This window comes from Streptomyces sp. PKA51, assembly GCF_057552455.1.
Genome location: NZ_BAAJPZ010000004.1, coordinates 315,741 through 330,432, shown reverse-complemented (window position 1 = coordinate 330,432; position 14,692 = coordinate 315,741). Strand labels below are relative to the sequence as shown.

Genomic DNA, 14,692 nt, shown 5'->3' with positions numbered 1-14,692 from the left:
CCGCCGCGTGGGCGCTATCGGCCACCGACGGCCCGCAGCCGACGTGGCACCTCGCCTGCGGGCGCGTCGTGGCTTGTCGCGCAGTTCCCCGCGCCCCTTCGGGGCGCTGCCTCAGTCGGCGATGGGGAGGTAGACGCGGTTGCCGGAGGCGGCGAATTCGCGCGACTTCTGGGCCATGCCCTCGTCGGGGTCGACGGCCAGGTCGCCGCCGTGCTCGCGGCGAATGTCCTGGGAGATCTTCATCGAACAGAACTTCGGCCCGCACATCGAGCAGAAGTGCGCCGTCTTCGCGGGTTCGGCCGGCAGCGTCTCGTCGTGGAAGGCGCGGGCGGTGTCCGGGTCGAGGGCCAGGTTGAACTGGTCCTCCCAGCGGAATTCGAAACGCGCGTCCGACAGCGCGTCGTCCCATTCCTGGGCGCCCGGGTGGCCCTTGGCGAGGTCCGCCGCATGGGCCGCGATCTTGTACGTGATGACGCCGGTCTTCACGTCGTCGCGGTCCGGCAGGCCGAGGTGCTCCTTGGGCGTGACGTAGCAGAGCATCGCCGTGCCCCACCAGGCGATCATCGCCGCGCCGATGCCGGAGGTGATGTGGTCGTACGCCGGTGCGACGTCGGTCGTCAGCGGACCGAGGGTGTAGAACGGGGCCTCCTCGCAGATCTCCTGCTGGAGGTCGATGTTCTCCTTGATCTTGTGCATCGGGACGTGGCCCGGGCCCTCGATCATCGTCTGGACGTTGTGCCGCTTGGCGATCCGGTTGAGCTCGCCGAGCGTCTTCAGCTCCGCGAACTGCGCCTCGTCGTTGGCGTCCGCGATCGAGCCCGGGCGCAGGCCGTCGCCCAGCGAGTACGTCACGTCGTAGGAGGCGAGGATCTCGCAGAGCTCCTCGAAGTTCTCGTAGAGGAACGACTCCTTGTGGTGCGCCAGGCACCAGGCCGCCATGATCGAGCCGCCGCGCGAGACGATGCCGGTCTTGCGGCGGGCGGTCAGCGGGACGTAGCGCAGCAGCACGCCGGCGTGGACGGTCATGTAGTCGACGCCCTGCTCGGCCTGCTCGATGACGGTGTCCTTGTAGATCTCCCAGGTGAGCTCCTCGGCCTTGCCGTCCACCTTCTCCAGCGCCTGGTAGAGCGGGACGGTGCCGATCGGCACGGGGGAGTTGCGCAGCACCCACTCGCGGGTGGTGTGGATGTTGCGGCCGGTGGAGAGGTCCATGACCGTGTCGGCGCCCCAGCGGGTGGCCCAGGTCATCTTCTCCACCTCCTCCTCGATGGAGGAGGTGACGGCGGAGTTGCCGATGTTGGCGTTCACCTTCACCAGGAACTTCTTGCCGATGATCATCGGCTCGATCTCCGGGTGGTTGACGTTGGCCGGCAGCACGGCGCGGCCCGCGGCGATCTCCTCGCGGACGGTCTCCGGGGAGACGCCCTCGCGCAGTGCCACGTACTCCATCTCGGCGGTGATCTCACCGCGCCGGGCGTACGCGAGCTGGGTGACCGCCGCTCCGTCGCGGCCCCGGCGGGGCTGGCGGGGGCGGCCGGGGAAGACGGCGTCGAGGTTGCGCAGGCCCCCGCGCGGGGCGGTGTGCCTGATGCCGTCGTCCTCGGGGCGCACCGGCCGCCCGGCGTACTCCTCGGTGTCGCCGCGGGCGATGATCCAGTTCTCCCGGAGCGGGGCCAGGCCCCGTCGTACGTCCGTTTCGACGGACGGATCGGTGTACGGGCCGGACGTGTCGTAGAGGCGGACGTCCTGGCCGTTGGTGAGGTGCACCCGTCGCACCGGAACACGGATGTCCGGACGCGAGCCCGTCACATAATCCTTGTGCCAGCCGATCTCGCGGCCGGTTGCGGACGTGCGTGCATCCTGCGAGGTCATATGACCGTAACTCCCTACGCCGGCATTACCCGGTAACAGGTTCGGCGGTCGGCGCAGCGGCTTTCGCACCCATGTCCGGTTCGGACATGTCCAGTGCGAAGGTCAGCGCCCTCTCAGCCCGGTGCTCCGAGCTCCCGCGATTGCAAAGGTGGCACCACGCTAGCGCCTCCCGCGCCCGGAGGGCCAGGGGGGCTTGTCATCATCGACGGGTGACCCCCACGCACCCTTCCCCCCACTCGCACGCCCCCCACGACCCCGACCACGCCCGTGCGCCCGCCCCCGGCGGTCCCGCGCACGAACACGGACCGGGACACCGGCAGGGCCATGGGCACGGACGAGGACACGGCCACGGGCACGGCCACAGCCATGCCCATGCGCACGGTCCGGCGACGCCCGTCTCCGGTCATCTGCGCAAGGTCATCGCGGCCGTGCTCATCCCCTTCGCCGCCGCGGTGGCCGCCGGGCTGATCGTGCTGTGGCCCGGCGGCACCCCGCCGCACCAGCACACCGGGGTCGGCATGGACCAGCAGACCCAGTCGGGGCGGGTGACGGCCGTCCAGGAGTACTCCTGTCCGGCCTCCGGCGGGTTCGGCGGCCCGCAGCAGCAACCGCAGCAGGGCACCGCCCCGCCGCCGCCGGCGCAGGGCACCTGCCAGAAGGCCACCGTCGAGGTGACCTCGGGGCCGGACAAGGGCACCACGTTCACCGAGCAGGTGCAGCCCGGCTCCTCGCGCCACTACTCCTCCGGGCAGAAGGTGGTCCTCGCCTACGCCCCGAAGGCCCCGGAGAACCTGCGCTATTCGGTCACGGACGTCGACCGCGACCTGCCGATGGGGCTGCTCGCGGGCGTCTTCGCGGTCGCCGTCGTGGCCGTCGGCCGGTTGCGCGGCGTCTTCGCGCTCGTCGCGCTGGTGATCAGTTTCGGCGTGCTGACGCTGTTCATCCTGCCGGCGATCCTGCAGGGCTCGGACCCGTTGGTCGTCGCGGTGGTCGGCGGCGGCGCGATCATGCTGATCGCGCTCTACATGTGCCACGGGCTCAACGCCCGCACATCCGTAGCGGTTCTGGGCACGCTCACCTCCCTGCTGGTCATCGGCCTGCTGGGGTCGCTGTTCACCTCGTGGGCCCATCTGACGGGCAACACCGACGACCAGACCGGGCTCGTGCACGGCCTCTACCCGCAGATCGAGATACGGGGTCTGCTGCTCGCCGGGATCATCATCGGTTCGCTGGGCGTGCTCGACGACGTCACGGTCACCCAGACGTCGGCGGTGTGGGAGCTCAAGGAAGCGGACCCGGCGGCCACTTGGCGCCGGTTGTACGGACAGGCGATGCGCATCGGACGCGATCACATCGCCTCGGTGGTCAACACGCTCGTGCTGGCCTACGCGGGTGCGTCGCTGCCGCTGATGCTGTTGTTCACCATCGCGGACCGGGGGGTGGGCACGGTGGCGACGAGCGAGGTCGTCGCGGAGGAGATCGTACGGACGCTGGTGGGCAGCATCGGCCTGGTGGCCTCGGTGCCGGTGACCACGCTGCTGGCCGCGCTCGTGGTGAGCGCCGACCGGCCCGGCGCCGCGGGGGGCGGCAGGGGGACGGGGCGGCCCAGGTCGCGCGGTGGCAGGCGCCGCCGGGCGAAGTGAGGCCCCGGCTAACCGGCGTTCTGCCCCTCGGGGTTGCCGGCGAGGATGCTGTCGAGGGCCGCGGCGAGCTCGTAGTCGAAGTCGGCGACCGTGTGCTCCTCGCCGAGGGGGGCGATGCGGTCGGTCCGGTCGAGGAAGGCCACCAGCGGGGCGGCCCCGGCCCGGAACAGCGCGCCCTCGCCGCCCACTTGCAGCCGGATGAAGACGTCGGACAGGTGCTGCGAGGAGGCGGGGGCGATGTGCACGTCGCCCTCGCCGGAGGGCTGGCTGAGCCCGTCCAGCAGCAGCTCCCGGGCGAAGGCCCAGGTCACCGGCGCGTCGCCGGGGAGGTGGAAGGTGAACTTCACCGCGTAGGGGTCGCTGCTGTCGTAGCCCAGCTCCACCGGGATCCGGAACGACAGCTCCTCGGACACGAGGAACGTCATGACCACTTCTGCCTGAACTGTGTCGCGCATCGCCCAATGCCCCGTCTTCGTCGGTTTGGCAGGGATTGGAGCCTAGTGGCCCCAATGACGCCATAGTCTGACAAGAACGCCCAGTGGATCACAAGGAGTGATTTTCCAGTTACTCATGGAGACCGAGGGTGAGCATACGAGCTCTCCGACTCTGGAGCGTAGCGACTCGACTACTCCGCGGAGTCGTAACGTGGGATTTGATGGCACGGACCGGCCGAGAACTGGCCAAAGTGGCGCGAGAGGGCACGGATTTCCGTGCGGGCGGCCCGCGGGGCGTTCAGGTTGACGGAGGAAAGTTGACGGCGGAGATAACTCCCCGCCGTCCGTTTCGTTGAGCCGGTGGAGCGGACACCGGGCGGTGGCGTGGGCGACGTCCCCTGCCCGGTGGGCGTTCCGAGCGCCCCCCGCGCGCCCGGAACCCCCGGCCCTACCAGTCGCCCCTCGACGACGAGGACGACGTGAACTTCTTGACCAGGAAGATCAGACCGCCGACCAGGGCCACCAGCAGCAGGACCTTGAAGAGCAGGTTGATGACAAAACCGAGCAGGCTCAGGATCAGGCTGCCGAAGACCAGCACCACGAGAGCCGGCAGCACGACCAGCGTCACCCACCACGGCAGTCCCGCGAAAAATCCCTTCTCCGACATCTCAACCCCTGCTCTCGACTTCGTGCGCGTATTCCCGCGCTCTTGTTGATGTCCGGTCGCCGAACGCGCCGCCGCACAATTGCGTCCGCGCATTCCTGGCCGTCCGGAGCGAATGCCCCGTCCTGTCCACGATGCTAGGCGTGCCGAGTGCGCCGCAGGGGCCCGCGCATCCCTCGTCCACCCCTGAACCGCCCCCTACGGGATGCCGGGGTCCGACCCCGGGGGCGGGAGATCAGCTCTCGGGCGGCGAGAAGACGACGAGCACCCGCAGGTCCTCGCTGATGTGGTGGAAGCGGTGCGTCACCCCGGCCGGTACGTACACGACGCTGCCGCGCCCGACGTGGGTGGTCTCCTCCCCCACCGTGATCGACGCGCGGCCGCTCATGACGACGTAGATCTCGTCCTGGGCGTGCGGGCCCTGGGGGTCGGGGGCGCCGGCGTCCAGCGCGTACAGCCCCACCGACATGTTCCGCTCGCGCAGGAACTGCAGGTACGCACCCTCGTTCGCGACCCGCTCGGCCTCGAGTTCGTCCAGCCGGAACGCCTTCATGTCCTGACCCGCTTCCTGCCGCACCGATCATGGTTGATGTGCGGCTCCCCGTGGGCCGCGCCCGTCTGCAACGATCTCACCATGAAGAATTTCGTAGTCAAGACGGTCGCCAACGCCGCGGCCCTGGCGGTGGCCATCTGGCTGCTCAAGGGCATCACGCTCTCCGGCGAGAACACCGCCCGCAAGGTGATCACGCTGTTCCTCGTCGCCCTGGTCTTCGGCGCGGTGAACTATCTGGTCAAGCCGGTCGTCAAGCTGCTGTCCCTGCCGCTGTTCATCCTGACCCTCGGCCTGTTCACGCTGGTGGTCAACGCGCTGATGCTGCTGCTGACCTCGTGGCTCGCGGGCAAGCTGGATCTGGCCTTCCACGTCGCGGGCTTCGGGGCCGCGCTCGTCGGCGGTGTGATCGTCTCCATCGTCGCCTGGGCGATGCACGTGATCCTGCCCGACGAGCAGGACTGACGAGCAGGGCCGACGATCTGGACTGACGGCGGCGGGGCGCGGCGGCCGTGGTGCCGCCGCACCGCCCGCCCGCGCGGGGCCTACGACCCCGCACCCACCAGGCGCCGGGTCAGCCGCAGCTGGGCCCGTGAGAGGGCGACGACCAGCCGGGGACCGGCGAAGAGCGCGAGGACGCCCGCCGCGAAGTGCAGGGCCACCGCGCCTTCCGGGGTGGGACCGCCCCAGGCCGGGTCCGGATAGGGCGCCCAGCCCCACACGGGATAGGTCAGGTTGCGGGCGCAGACGATGACCACGCCCACCGCCAGCGCGCAGGCCACCCCGCTGAGCAGCAGGTCGGCCAGGAAGTAGGCGAGTGCACCGCCGAGCCGGCCCTCCCCCGCACGCGGCGCGATCCGCGCCCCGAGGAACCAGCGCGCCCGCGCCCGGCCGAACCCGCCGGCACACGCCAGGGCGACCGCGGTGAGCACCACCGCCCCCACCACACCGACCACCGGAACGCCCCTCTCCCGGGTGATTCTCAGGCCGTTGACCACGGCCAGGAACCAGGCCAGCCCCAGCGGCGCGAGCAGCGCATGCAGCATGTGCCGCCAGGTGACGGCCCTGAAGGGCACCCGCAGCAGATCGGCGAGCACGGCTCGGGGCGGTGTGCGTGACATGAAGAATCGTCTCCTCGGGGGGTCGGAGGTCATGCAGGTGACGACACCGCAAGAGCGGTGCGGCGCCTGCGTCGTACGACGTCGCGCGCCCAGGCGATGCCCGCCAGCACGGCACTGGCCACCGCCGAACACAGGACCTGCACCCTGGCGTCCGCATCGGTCAGCATCAGCACGAGCACGGCCGCGACACCGGCCAGGGTCAGCCAGGTGACGTAGGGGAAACCCCACATCCGTACCGCGGGTCGCTCGGCACCCGCCTGCTCCATGCGGCGGCGCAGCCGCAGTTGGGACGCGGCGACCAGCAGCCAGACCACCAGCAGCACGGCACCGACGGTGTTGAGCAGGTAGAGGAAGACCGTGTCCGGCCACAGCAGGTTCAGCACCACGGAGGCGAAGCCGAAGCCCACGGAGGCCAGGACGGCGCGGTGCGGCACGCCCTCGCGGTTGACGGCCAGCAGCGCCCGCGGGGCCTCGCCGCGCTCGGCGAGGGAGAAGACCATGCGCGAGGCGCCGTAGAGGTTGGCGTTGATGGCCGACAGCAGGGCCACCACGACCACCACGTTCATGATCTGCCCGGCGGCGGGGATGCCGAGGTGCTCCAGGACCGCGACGTAGGGGCTGCGGCCGATCTCGGAGTCGTTCCAGGGCAGCAGGGTGACGACGACCGCGAGCGAGCCGATGTAGAAGACCAGGATGCGCCAGACCGCGCTGCGCACCGCCCGGCCCACGGCCCGGGCCGGGTCCTCGGACTCGGCGGCGGCGATGGTGAGCACCTCCAGGCCGCCGAAGGAGAACGTCACCGCGAGCACGCCCGCGACCACCCCGCCCCAGCCGTGCGGCAGGAAGCCGCCGTGGCCGGTGAGGTTGGCCGTACCCGGCGAGGACGAGCCGGGCAGCAGGCCGAGGACGGCGAGCAGGCCGAGGCCGAGGAAGCAGACGATGGCGCCCACCTTCAAGGCGGCGGCCCAGAACTCGAGTTCGCCGAAGTTCTTCACCGAGGCCAGGTTGGCGGCGGTGAAGAAGGTGATGAACATCAGCACCCAGGCCCACTGCGGCACCGCCGGCAGCCAGCCGGAGGCGATGGCCGCGGCGCCGGTGGCCTCGACGGACAGCACGACCACGAGCATCAGCCAGTACAGCCAGCCCACGGTGAATCCGGCCCAGCGCCCGAAGGCCCGCTCGGCGTGCACCGAGAAGGACCCGGGGGTCGGGTCGGCCGCGGACATCTCGCCGAGCATGCGCATCACCAGCAGCGCGAGGGTGCCGGCGATGGCGTACGAGATCAGGATGCCCGGGCCCGCGAGGGCCACGCCGGCGCCCGAGCCGACGAACAGCCCGGCGCCGATCACCCCGCCCAGGCCGAGCATGGTCAGGTGGCGCTGTTTGAGGGCGGCGGGCAGGGCCCTGCCGGTGTCGGTCGTCACATGGGTCTCCTGCGGGTCGACGGGACCGCCGGCCGTGCGCCGGCGGGCACGGGGACCCTAGGCAGGAGGCTTTTTGCCTCGTTATCGAAGCGTTTTGGGCTCCCGCCCCCTCGGGTTCCTACGCGCTCTCCGAGCCGACCTCGATGCCGGCGGGGCGCAGCAGCGGCAGCCGGTCGTGCGGCACCAGCCGCGGCAGGACCAGGGCCCACACCCGGGCGATCCACTCCGCATCCGCGCCGACGCCGTTCCCCTCGCCGTTGCCGTTGCCGTCACCGTTGCCGTCGCCGTCGCGGGAGAAGAGTTCGGCGCCCGCGACGAGGGAGAGGGCGAGGGCGGCCACCGAGTCCTCGTCGGCGTCCGGCAGCAGGCTGCCGTCGGCCTTGGCCCGCTGCAGCAGCGACCGCACGGCCGCACCCCACTCCTCGTAGCAGTCCGGCCGGGAGCGCTCGGGGAACTCGGCGTCGCGGGAGAGCCGTACGTCGGCCCGGGTCAGGGGGTCGGTGCGCAGGGCCCGGGACAGGTGGTGGGTGAGGTCGACCACGGTCTGCAGGGCGAGCACCGGCCGCCGGGCGAGGGCGTCGACGGCGGCCGTGGAGGCCGTGCGGGCCTCGTCGCGCACGGCCTGGGCCAGGTCGGCCTTGGTGGAGAAGTGGAAGTACAGCGCTCCCTTGGTGGCCCCGGCGGCCGCGCTGATGCGCGACAGCGTGGCGCGCTCGTACCCGATGCGGTCGAAGACGTCCGCGGCTCCTCGAATGAGGGCCCGGCGGGTGCGCTCCGCCCTCTCCTGCTGCTCCACGTGCCACCTCGGCGTCCGCTGGGTCAACAACATGCGAAGAATAAACATACCGCGTGGTTTCTTCCAACCCCATCGGCCCGATTCCTGGGGCTCCGTCCGGCACATCCCACCTGGACAGGGCAGGGATCCCGCTTTGACAAACCGGCTGGCTGGTTTTTAACTGGCATCTGCCCACACCCCGGGCAGCGCCCGGCGCCGTCGATCACGGCGCCCCACACGGGACGTGGCGACACGGCCCGCGCGGCAACCACAGCACGACCGGCACGGAACAACGGGGGCGGATATGACAGAGGTGGCGTACGAGCAGCAGGCCGGGACGGAGCCGGCCACGGCGGGAATGGAATTCGGGATCCTCGGCCCGCTGCAGGTGACCGCGGGCGGCCGCCAGGTGCCCGTCGGCGGGCCCAGACAACGCACGATCCTCGCGATGATGCTGCTCGCCCAGGGCCAGGTGGTCTCCGTCGACCGCCTGGTGGACGTGGTGTGGGACGGCCGTCCCCCCGCCACCGCGCGCACCCAGGTCGCCATCTGCATCGCCGGGCTGCGCAAGACCTTCAAGGCCGCGGGCTGCGCCGAGGACGCCATCGTTACCGTCCACCCCGGCTACCTGCTGCGCATGAACGGGCACCGCGTCGACGCCGGGGACTTCTCCGCCCTGGTCGCCGAGGGCCGGCAGGCCGCCCGCGAGGGCCGCACCACCCGCGCGGAGGCCCTGTACCGGCGGGCACTCGGCCTGTGGCGCGGCCCGGCCCTGGCCGGCGTGGCCGGCAGACCCGTGGAGGGGGAGGCCGCCCACCTGGAGGAGCACCGCCTCGCCGCGTACGAGGAGTGGTCCGACCTGCGCCTGGAGCTCGGCCAGTACCAGGCCCTCATCCCCGAACTCGCCGACCTCACCCGCGAGCACCCGCTGCGCGAGCGGCCGCGCGTCCAGCTGATGCTCGCCCAGTACCGGGCCGGCCGGCGGGCCGAGGCGCTGGAGGTCTTCCGCGAGGCCCGCAGCCGCTTCATCGAGGAGCTCGGCCTCGAACCGGGCCCCGCGCTCACCGAGCTGCACGACGCGATCCTGCGCGACGACCCCGCCCTGACGCCCGCCCGCACCCCCGAACCCCCGCCCGCCGTCGCCGAACCCGCCGTCACCCCGGCCCATCTGCCCACCCCCCTGCCCGTCTTCGTCGGCCGGCAGGCCGAACTCGCCGCGCTGGACGCCCTGCTGGACGAGGACAACGGCCCCCGCACCGACGCCCAGCCGCCCACGATCGCCCTGGTCAGCGGCGTCCCCGGGGCCGGCAAGACCGGCCTCGCGCTGCGCTGGGCGCACCGGTGGGCCGACGCCTTCCCCGACGGACAGCTCTACGCCGACCTCGGCGGCCGCGGCGGCCAGGAGACGGTCACCGCCGCCGACGTCCTCGCCCGCTTCCTGCGCGCCCTCGGCGTGCCCGGCGAGCGGGTGCCGGCCGACCTCGGCGAGCGCGAGGCCCTCTACCGCAGCGTCCTGGCCACCCGGCGCATCCTCCTCGTCCTCGACGACGCCCAGTCCGGCGCCCAGCTGCGCCCCCTGCTGCCCGGCACCGGCCGCTGCCGCGTCGTGGTCACCAGCCGCGCCCCGCTCGACAGCGCGGCCACCGCGGGCGGCGCCGTGCGCATCGGCCTGGGCATGCTGCCCGAGGCGGAGGCCGTCGACCTGATCGGCCGAATCGCCGGCCGCGACCGCGTCGCCGCCGAACCCGCCCACGCGGACCGGCTGGCCGCCCAGTGCGACCGGCTGCCGCTCGCCCTGCGCATCGCCGCGACCCGGCTCGCGGCCAAGCCGCACTGGACCCTGCGCCACCTGACCGCCCGGCTGGCCGACGAGCGCCGCCGGTTCGCCGAGCTGAGCGAGGCCGACCCGGCACTGCGCGCCGGCCTCGACCTCAGCTACCGCCGGCTGACCGCGGACGCCGCCGCCATGTACCGGCGGCTCGCCCTGCTGGAGGCGCCCGACTTCGCCGTCTGGGCCGGCGCCGCCGTCCTCGACACCGGCGTGCTGGAGGCCGAGCGGCTCATGGAGCAGCTCGTCGACGCCCAGCTGCTGGGCACCACCGGCACCGACGCCACCGGCAGCCTGCGCTACCGCTTCCCCGACCTCATGCGGCTGCACGCCCGCGAGTGCGCCGAGGCCGAGGAGCCGGCGGACGAGCGGGAGCGGGCGGTGGACCGGGCGCTGCGCGCCTGGCTGACCATCGCCGAGGAGGCCCACCGCCGCGAGCACGGCGTGCGCCGGGTCTCCCTGCAGCGCAGCACGCTGCGGCGCCGGATCGACCCCGACTACCTCGACGAGCTGCTCGCCTCACCGCACGACTGGCTGGAGGCGGAGCAGCGCTGCCTGACGTCCGTCATCGCGCAGTCCGTGGCGCTCGGCCGGGACGAACTCGCCTTCGAGCTCGCCCTCTCGGCGGGATTGCGGGAGCAGGAGACCTCCGCGGCACCGGCACAGGTGCTGGCCGCGGGTTGCCGATGAAGCAGGAGTCAAGGAAAGAGAGGACGAGTGAGGGAGACATCGCATGCGGTCATCGCCGGTTCCCTGATGATCAGTTGCGCCATGCTGGCCGGAGCGGCCGTCGTCTGGCGGGCCGCCACCGAGCAGCGCACCGCGTTCGCCGACACGGCGGAACGGGTGCGGGCGATGCAGCGGCTGCTGGAGGACGCCGAATAGGGGCATGACGAAGGGGGCCGGGCCGGCGCTGCAGGACAGCGCCGGCCCGGCCCCCTTCCGCACGCGCTCAGAAGTCCTCCTCCAGCTGCACGCTGGTGAACTCCTGGACGGTGGTGTAGCCGAGGCGCCGGTACAGCCGCACCGCGGAGTCGTTGCCGGAGTGCACCGACAGCGTGCACACCGCCTCCCCGGCCGCGAGGACGTCCCGCGTGAGCCGGCCCGTGACGGCCGCGGCCAGCCCGCGGCCGCGCAGCGCGGGCGCGGTGGCGATCGAGGCGAGGTGGGCCGTGCCCGTCCCCGGGCGCCGCTGCAGGGCGCCGACGGCGGCCAGTTCGCCGTCCTCCGTCCGCAGCGTGGCCCACGTCTGCACGGTCGGGTCCCCGGGGCGTACGGCGTAGCCGGGGCTGGCCGCCGTCAGCAGGGCGGTGATCTCCGGCATCCCCGCGTCGTCGGTGCGCACCCGCTCCTGCAGCGGATGCGGCTGCGGGGCACGGGTCGCCGTCATCAGCTCCCAGTGCTCGTACGTCTCCTCCGCCACGGCCGTCCCGGGCAGCCCGGTCAGCTCGGTGCCGCGCGGCACCGTCAGCCCGTAGGGCGGTGCCGGCAGGTCCGGCAGGACGGCCCGCAGCAGGTCGGCGGCGGGCCCCGGGGCGCCGACGACGGTGAGCCACTCGGTGGGCTCCGCGCCCGGCGCGGTGCCGTAGGCCGCGGCGCCCGGCAGGGACCAGGCCACCAGGTCGCGGCCGGGGGCGATCAGAGCGGCGGTCCACGCGTCGCCGGCCGCGGCGAGCAGGCAGGCACCGGTGCGGTGGGTGGTGAGCGTCAGCACGTGGCCTCCAGGGCGGTGCCGGCCAGCCGCCGGGCGACGTCGTCGAGCAGCGCGGCCTCGTGCGGCACGAGGTAGAAGTGCCCGCCGGCGAAGCCGCGGGCGGCGAAGCCCGCGCCCGCGACGGCGGCCCAGGCCAGCGCCTCGGGCTCGGCGGCGCCCGTGTCCTGCTCGCCGTAGTACGCGGTCAGCGGCACGGGCAGCGCACGGGTGGTGGCCTCGCCGGCGTACGCGTCCAGCATCCGGTAGTCGGCGCGCAGCACGGGCAGGAACAGCTCGCGCAGCTCCGGGTGGTCGAGGGCGGCCGACGAGGGCGCGCCCCGGCCCTGCACGTGCGCGACCAGGGCGTCGTCGTCCAGGTCGCCGGTGCCCGAGCGCCGGAGCCGGTGCGGCGCGCGCCGCGCCGAGACCAGCAGGGCCACGGGCGGGCGCCCGTGCTCCCCGGCCAGCCGGTGCGCCACCTCGTAGGCGACGGAGGCGCCCATGCTGTGCCCGAACAGGGCCAGCGGCCGCTCGTCCAGGGCCAGCAGGGCAGCGGTGACGGCGTCGGTGATCTCGCCCATCCGCGTCGTGCACGGCTCGGCGATGCGGTCCTCGCGGCCCGGGTAGCGCACCGCCAGCACCTCGACGTCGTCCGGCAGACCGGCCGGCCAGGTGCGGAAGGCGCTCGCCGTGCCGCCGGCGTGCGGGAAGCACACCAGCCGTACACGCGGCTGCGCCACCGCGCGCAGGACCCGCAACCAGTTCGTGCTCATGCCCGCCTCCTGTACTGCCGCACCGCCAGGCCCGCGAAGAGCGCGATGAGACCCGCGCTCCAGGCGAGCGCGCCCGTCGCGCTGCCGGCCACCGGGCCGCCGTTCATCAGGTTCCGGGCGGCGTCGACGACCAGCGTCATCGGGTTGTTGGCCACGACCACGCGCAGCCAGCCCGGCATCGTACCCGGGTCGACGAAAATCGAACTGCCGAACTGGAACGGCACCATGGCCAGCATGCCGATGCTCTGCACCGTCTCCGGCGTGCGAGCCGCCAGGCCGATGTAGGCGTGCATCCAGCACAACGCCACGCCGTACAGCAGGATCAGCCCGATCGCGCCCAGCACTCCGAGGACGTCGGTGTGCACGCGGAAGCCGATCAGCAGCGCGAACGCCAGGATCACCAGCAGGCTCACCAGCATGCGGACCGTGTCCGCGAGGATGCGCCCGCCCAGGACCGCCGAACCCGCCATCGGCAGGGAACGGAAGCGGTCCATGATGCCGTTGCCGAAGTCGCCGTTGATGCTGATGCCCGAGGTACGGGAGGCGATGGTGATGCTCAGCGCCATGATGCCCGGCATCAGGTACTGCCGGTACTCCGCCGCACTGCCCGAGATCGCGCCGCCGAAGCCGAACACGAAGATCACGGCGAAGATCAGCGGCATCAGCGTGGCATCCAGGACCTGCCCCGGACTCGCCAGCACCTTGCGCAGATTGCGGCGGGCGATCGCCAGCGTGTGCTGCACCGCCTCCGCCGCTCCGGGCACCCGGGCCCCCGTGGCAGTCGTCGCGCTCATGCCGCGCTCCTCGTGGTCTCGTCGTCGTGCGCACCGGCCCCGGTGAGCGTCAGGAACACCTCGTCCAGGCTCGGCACGTGCGTGTTGACCCCGGCCACCGGGATCCCGGCCGCGCCCAGCGCCCGTACGGCCGCCGTCAGCGCACCGCCGCCCTCGCCGGACAACGGCACCTGGACATGGCCCGCGGCCTCGTCCAGCTGCGCCTCCCCCGCCCCGCAGCCCGCCAGGGCGCGGCGCACCTCGGGCAGTTGCGCCGGATCCTCCGGCACCACCCGCAGCACCTGACCGCCCACCCGGGCGCGCAGCTCGGCCGTGCCACCGGAGGCGATGACCCGGCCGCGGTCGATGACGACCAGCGAGTCGGCGAGGGCCTCGGCCTCCTCCATGTACTGGGTCGTGAGCAGCACCGTCGTACCGGCGGACGCCAACGCCCGCACCTCGTCCCACAGTTCGTTGCGGCTGCGGGGGTCCAGGCCGGTGGTCGGCTCGTCCAGGAACAGCACCCGCGGCTCGCCGACCAGGCTCACCGCGATGTCCAGCCGGCGGCGCATGCCGCCGGAGTAGCCGCCCGCGGCCCGGCCGCCGGCCTCCGTCAGCCGGAACCGCTCCAGCATCTCGTCGGCCCTCGCCCGCGCACCGCGCCGGCCCAGGCCCGTCAGCCGGCCGACCAGGTAGAGGTTCTCCCAGCCGGAGATGTCCTGGTCCACCGCCGCGTACTGGCCGGTCAGACCGATCAGCGAACGCACCGCGCGCGCCTCGCGCACCACGTCGTGGCCGAGGATCTCCGCCCGCCCGCCGTCCGGGCGCAGCAGCGTGGAGAGCATCCTCACCGTCGTCGTCTTGCCCGCGCCGTTGGGGCCCAGCACGCCCAGCACGCTGCCCGCCGGCACCTCCAGGCTCACCCCGCGCACCGCGGGGGTGCCCGCGAAACTCTTGACCAGATCCTCGGTCCGGATCGCCGTCGTCATCGGGTCCTCTCGATTTCTCCCGGGGTACCACCGGGGTCCGGAAACTAGGCGGCCCGCGTATTGGCGGCATATCGCTTGCTTATCCCGAGCGGCACTCCTCGGTATGAAAAGCCGTCAATAACACGTCGAAAACCCGGCTCACTAACTTCCCCG

15 protein-coding genes are annotated in these 14,692 nt (G+C 72.7%); 4 read left to right on the top strand and 11 right to left on the bottom strand.

What is annotated here, in order from left to right; translation table 11 throughout:
* Positions 1 to 111: 111 nt before the first annotated feature.
* Complete coding sequence (gene thiC / locus AC27L3_RS08675) at positions 112 to 1,872, bottom strand: phosphomethylpyrimidine synthase ThiC (protein WP_487233400.1); 1,761 nt, start codon at positions 1,870 to 1,872, stop codon at positions 112 to 114.
* A 209-nt stretch (positions 1,873 to 2,081) separates the two neighbouring features.
* On the opposite strand from thiC, the gene AC27L3_RS08670 reads away from it, so the two are divergent.
* A complete protein-coding gene (locus tag AC27L3_RS08670) occupies positions 2,082 to 3,515 on the top strand; it encodes a YibE/F family protein (RefSeq protein WP_487233399.1) in 1,434 nt (477 codons plus the stop codon).
* Between the two features lie 8 nt (positions 3,516 to 3,523).
* Here AC27L3_RS08670 and AC27L3_RS08665 read toward each other — a convergent pair whose 3' ends face one another.
* From AC27L3_RS08665 to AC27L3_RS08655, 3 genes are all read right to left on the bottom strand, one after another.
* Positions 3,524 to 3,970: an SsgA family sporulation/cell division regulator gene (locus tag AC27L3_RS08665; protein ID WP_344433072.1), complete on the bottom strand. Its 447-nt coding sequence runs from the start codon at positions 3,968 to 3,970 to the stop codon at positions 3,524 to 3,526.
* Positions 3,971 to 4,397: 427 nt separating this feature from the next.
* Positions 4,398 to 4,616 carry a DUF5326 family protein gene (locus AC27L3_RS08660; RefSeq protein WP_487233398.1) on the bottom strand — a complete coding sequence of 73 codons (219 nt, stop codon included), beginning with the start codon at positions 4,614 to 4,616 and terminating at the stop codon, positions 4,398 to 4,400.
* Between the two features lie 232 nt (positions 4,617 to 4,848).
* Positions 4,849 to 5,166, bottom strand: coding sequence for a cupin domain-containing protein (locus tag AC27L3_RS08655; RefSeq protein WP_365965035.1), 318 nt, complete (start codon positions 5,164 to 5,166; stop codon positions 4,849 to 4,851).
* A gap of 81 nt (positions 5,167 to 5,247) precedes the next feature.
* Here AC27L3_RS08655 and AC27L3_RS08650 point away from each other — a divergent pair, with 81 nt between their 5' ends.
* Positions 5,248 to 5,628, top strand: coding sequence for a phage holin family protein (locus AC27L3_RS08650; RefSeq protein WP_487233397.1), 381 nt, complete (start codon positions 5,248 to 5,250; stop codon positions 5,626 to 5,628).
* Between the two features lie 80 nt (positions 5,629 to 5,708).
* Here AC27L3_RS08650 and AC27L3_RS08645 read toward each other — a convergent pair whose 3' ends face one another.
* From AC27L3_RS08645 to AC27L3_RS08635, 3 genes are all read right to left on the bottom strand, one after another.
* The gene (locus tag AC27L3_RS08645; protein ID WP_487233396.1) at positions 5,709 to 6,284 is read right to left on the bottom strand and encodes a hypothetical protein; all 576 of its coding nucleotides are present in this window, start codon (positions 6,282 to 6,284) and stop codon (positions 5,709 to 5,711) included.
* A 29-nt stretch (positions 6,285 to 6,313) separates the two neighbouring features.
* Entirely contained in the window at positions 6,314 to 7,651 is a 1,338-nt protein-coding gene (locus tag AC27L3_RS08640) for an amino acid permease (RefSeq protein WP_487233511.1), read from the bottom strand.
* 175 nt (positions 7,652 to 7,826) lie between these two features.
* Complete coding sequence (locus AC27L3_RS08635; protein WP_487233395.1) at positions 7,827 to 8,504, bottom strand: ScbR family autoregulator-binding transcription factor; 678 nt, start codon at positions 8,502 to 8,504, stop codon at positions 7,827 to 7,829.
* A 283-nt stretch (positions 8,505 to 8,787) separates the two neighbouring features.
* Between AC27L3_RS08635 and AC27L3_RS08630 the strand changes: the two genes are divergently transcribed.
* Both AC27L3_RS08630 and AC27L3_RS08625 read left to right on the top strand, forming a co-directional pair.
* Positions 8,788 to 11,001 carry an AfsR/SARP family transcriptional regulator gene (locus AC27L3_RS08630; protein ID WP_487233394.1) on the top strand — a complete coding sequence of 738 codons (2,214 nt, stop codon included), beginning with the start codon at positions 8,788 to 8,790 and terminating at the stop codon, positions 10,999 to 11,001.
* 27 nt (positions 11,002 to 11,028) lie between these two features.
* Positions 11,029 to 11,196 carry a hypothetical protein gene (locus AC27L3_RS08625; protein ID WP_365965030.1) on the top strand — a complete coding sequence of 56 codons (168 nt, stop codon included), beginning with the start codon at positions 11,029 to 11,031 and terminating at the stop codon, positions 11,194 to 11,196.
* A 67-nt stretch (positions 11,197 to 11,263) separates the two neighbouring features.
* Here the strand turns inward: AC27L3_RS08625 and AC27L3_RS08620 are convergent, their stop codons facing one another.
* The 4 genes from AC27L3_RS08620 to AC27L3_RS08605 are packed head-to-tail and all read right to left on the bottom strand — an operon-like array spanning position 11,264 to position 14,539.
* Positions 11,264 to 12,025, bottom strand: a complete 762-nt coding sequence (locus AC27L3_RS08620; RefSeq protein WP_487233393.1) for a GNAT family N-acetyltransferase — start codon at positions 12,023 to 12,025, stop codon at positions 11,264 to 11,266.
* Entirely contained in the window at positions 12,019 to 12,777 is a 759-nt protein-coding gene (locus tag AC27L3_RS08615; RefSeq protein WP_487233392.1) for a thioesterase II family protein, read from the bottom strand. Before AC27L3_RS08615 ends, AC27L3_RS08620 begins: the two co-directional genes overlap by 7 nt.
* Positions 12,774 to 13,520 carry an ABC transporter permease gene (locus tag AC27L3_RS08610; RefSeq protein ID WP_365965027.1) on the bottom strand — a complete coding sequence of 249 codons (747 nt, stop codon included), beginning with the start codon at positions 13,518 to 13,520 and terminating at the stop codon, positions 12,774 to 12,776. The genes AC27L3_RS08615 and AC27L3_RS08610 overlap by 4 nt, the downstream gene beginning before the upstream one ends.
* A 47-nt stretch (positions 13,521 to 13,567) precedes the next feature.
* On the bottom strand, positions 13,568 to 14,539 hold the full coding sequence (locus AC27L3_RS08605; RefSeq protein WP_487233391.1) for an ATP-binding cassette domain-containing protein: 972 nt from the start codon (positions 14,537 to 14,539) through the stop codon (positions 13,568 to 13,570).
* Positions 14,540 to 14,692 lie beyond the last annotated feature (153 nt).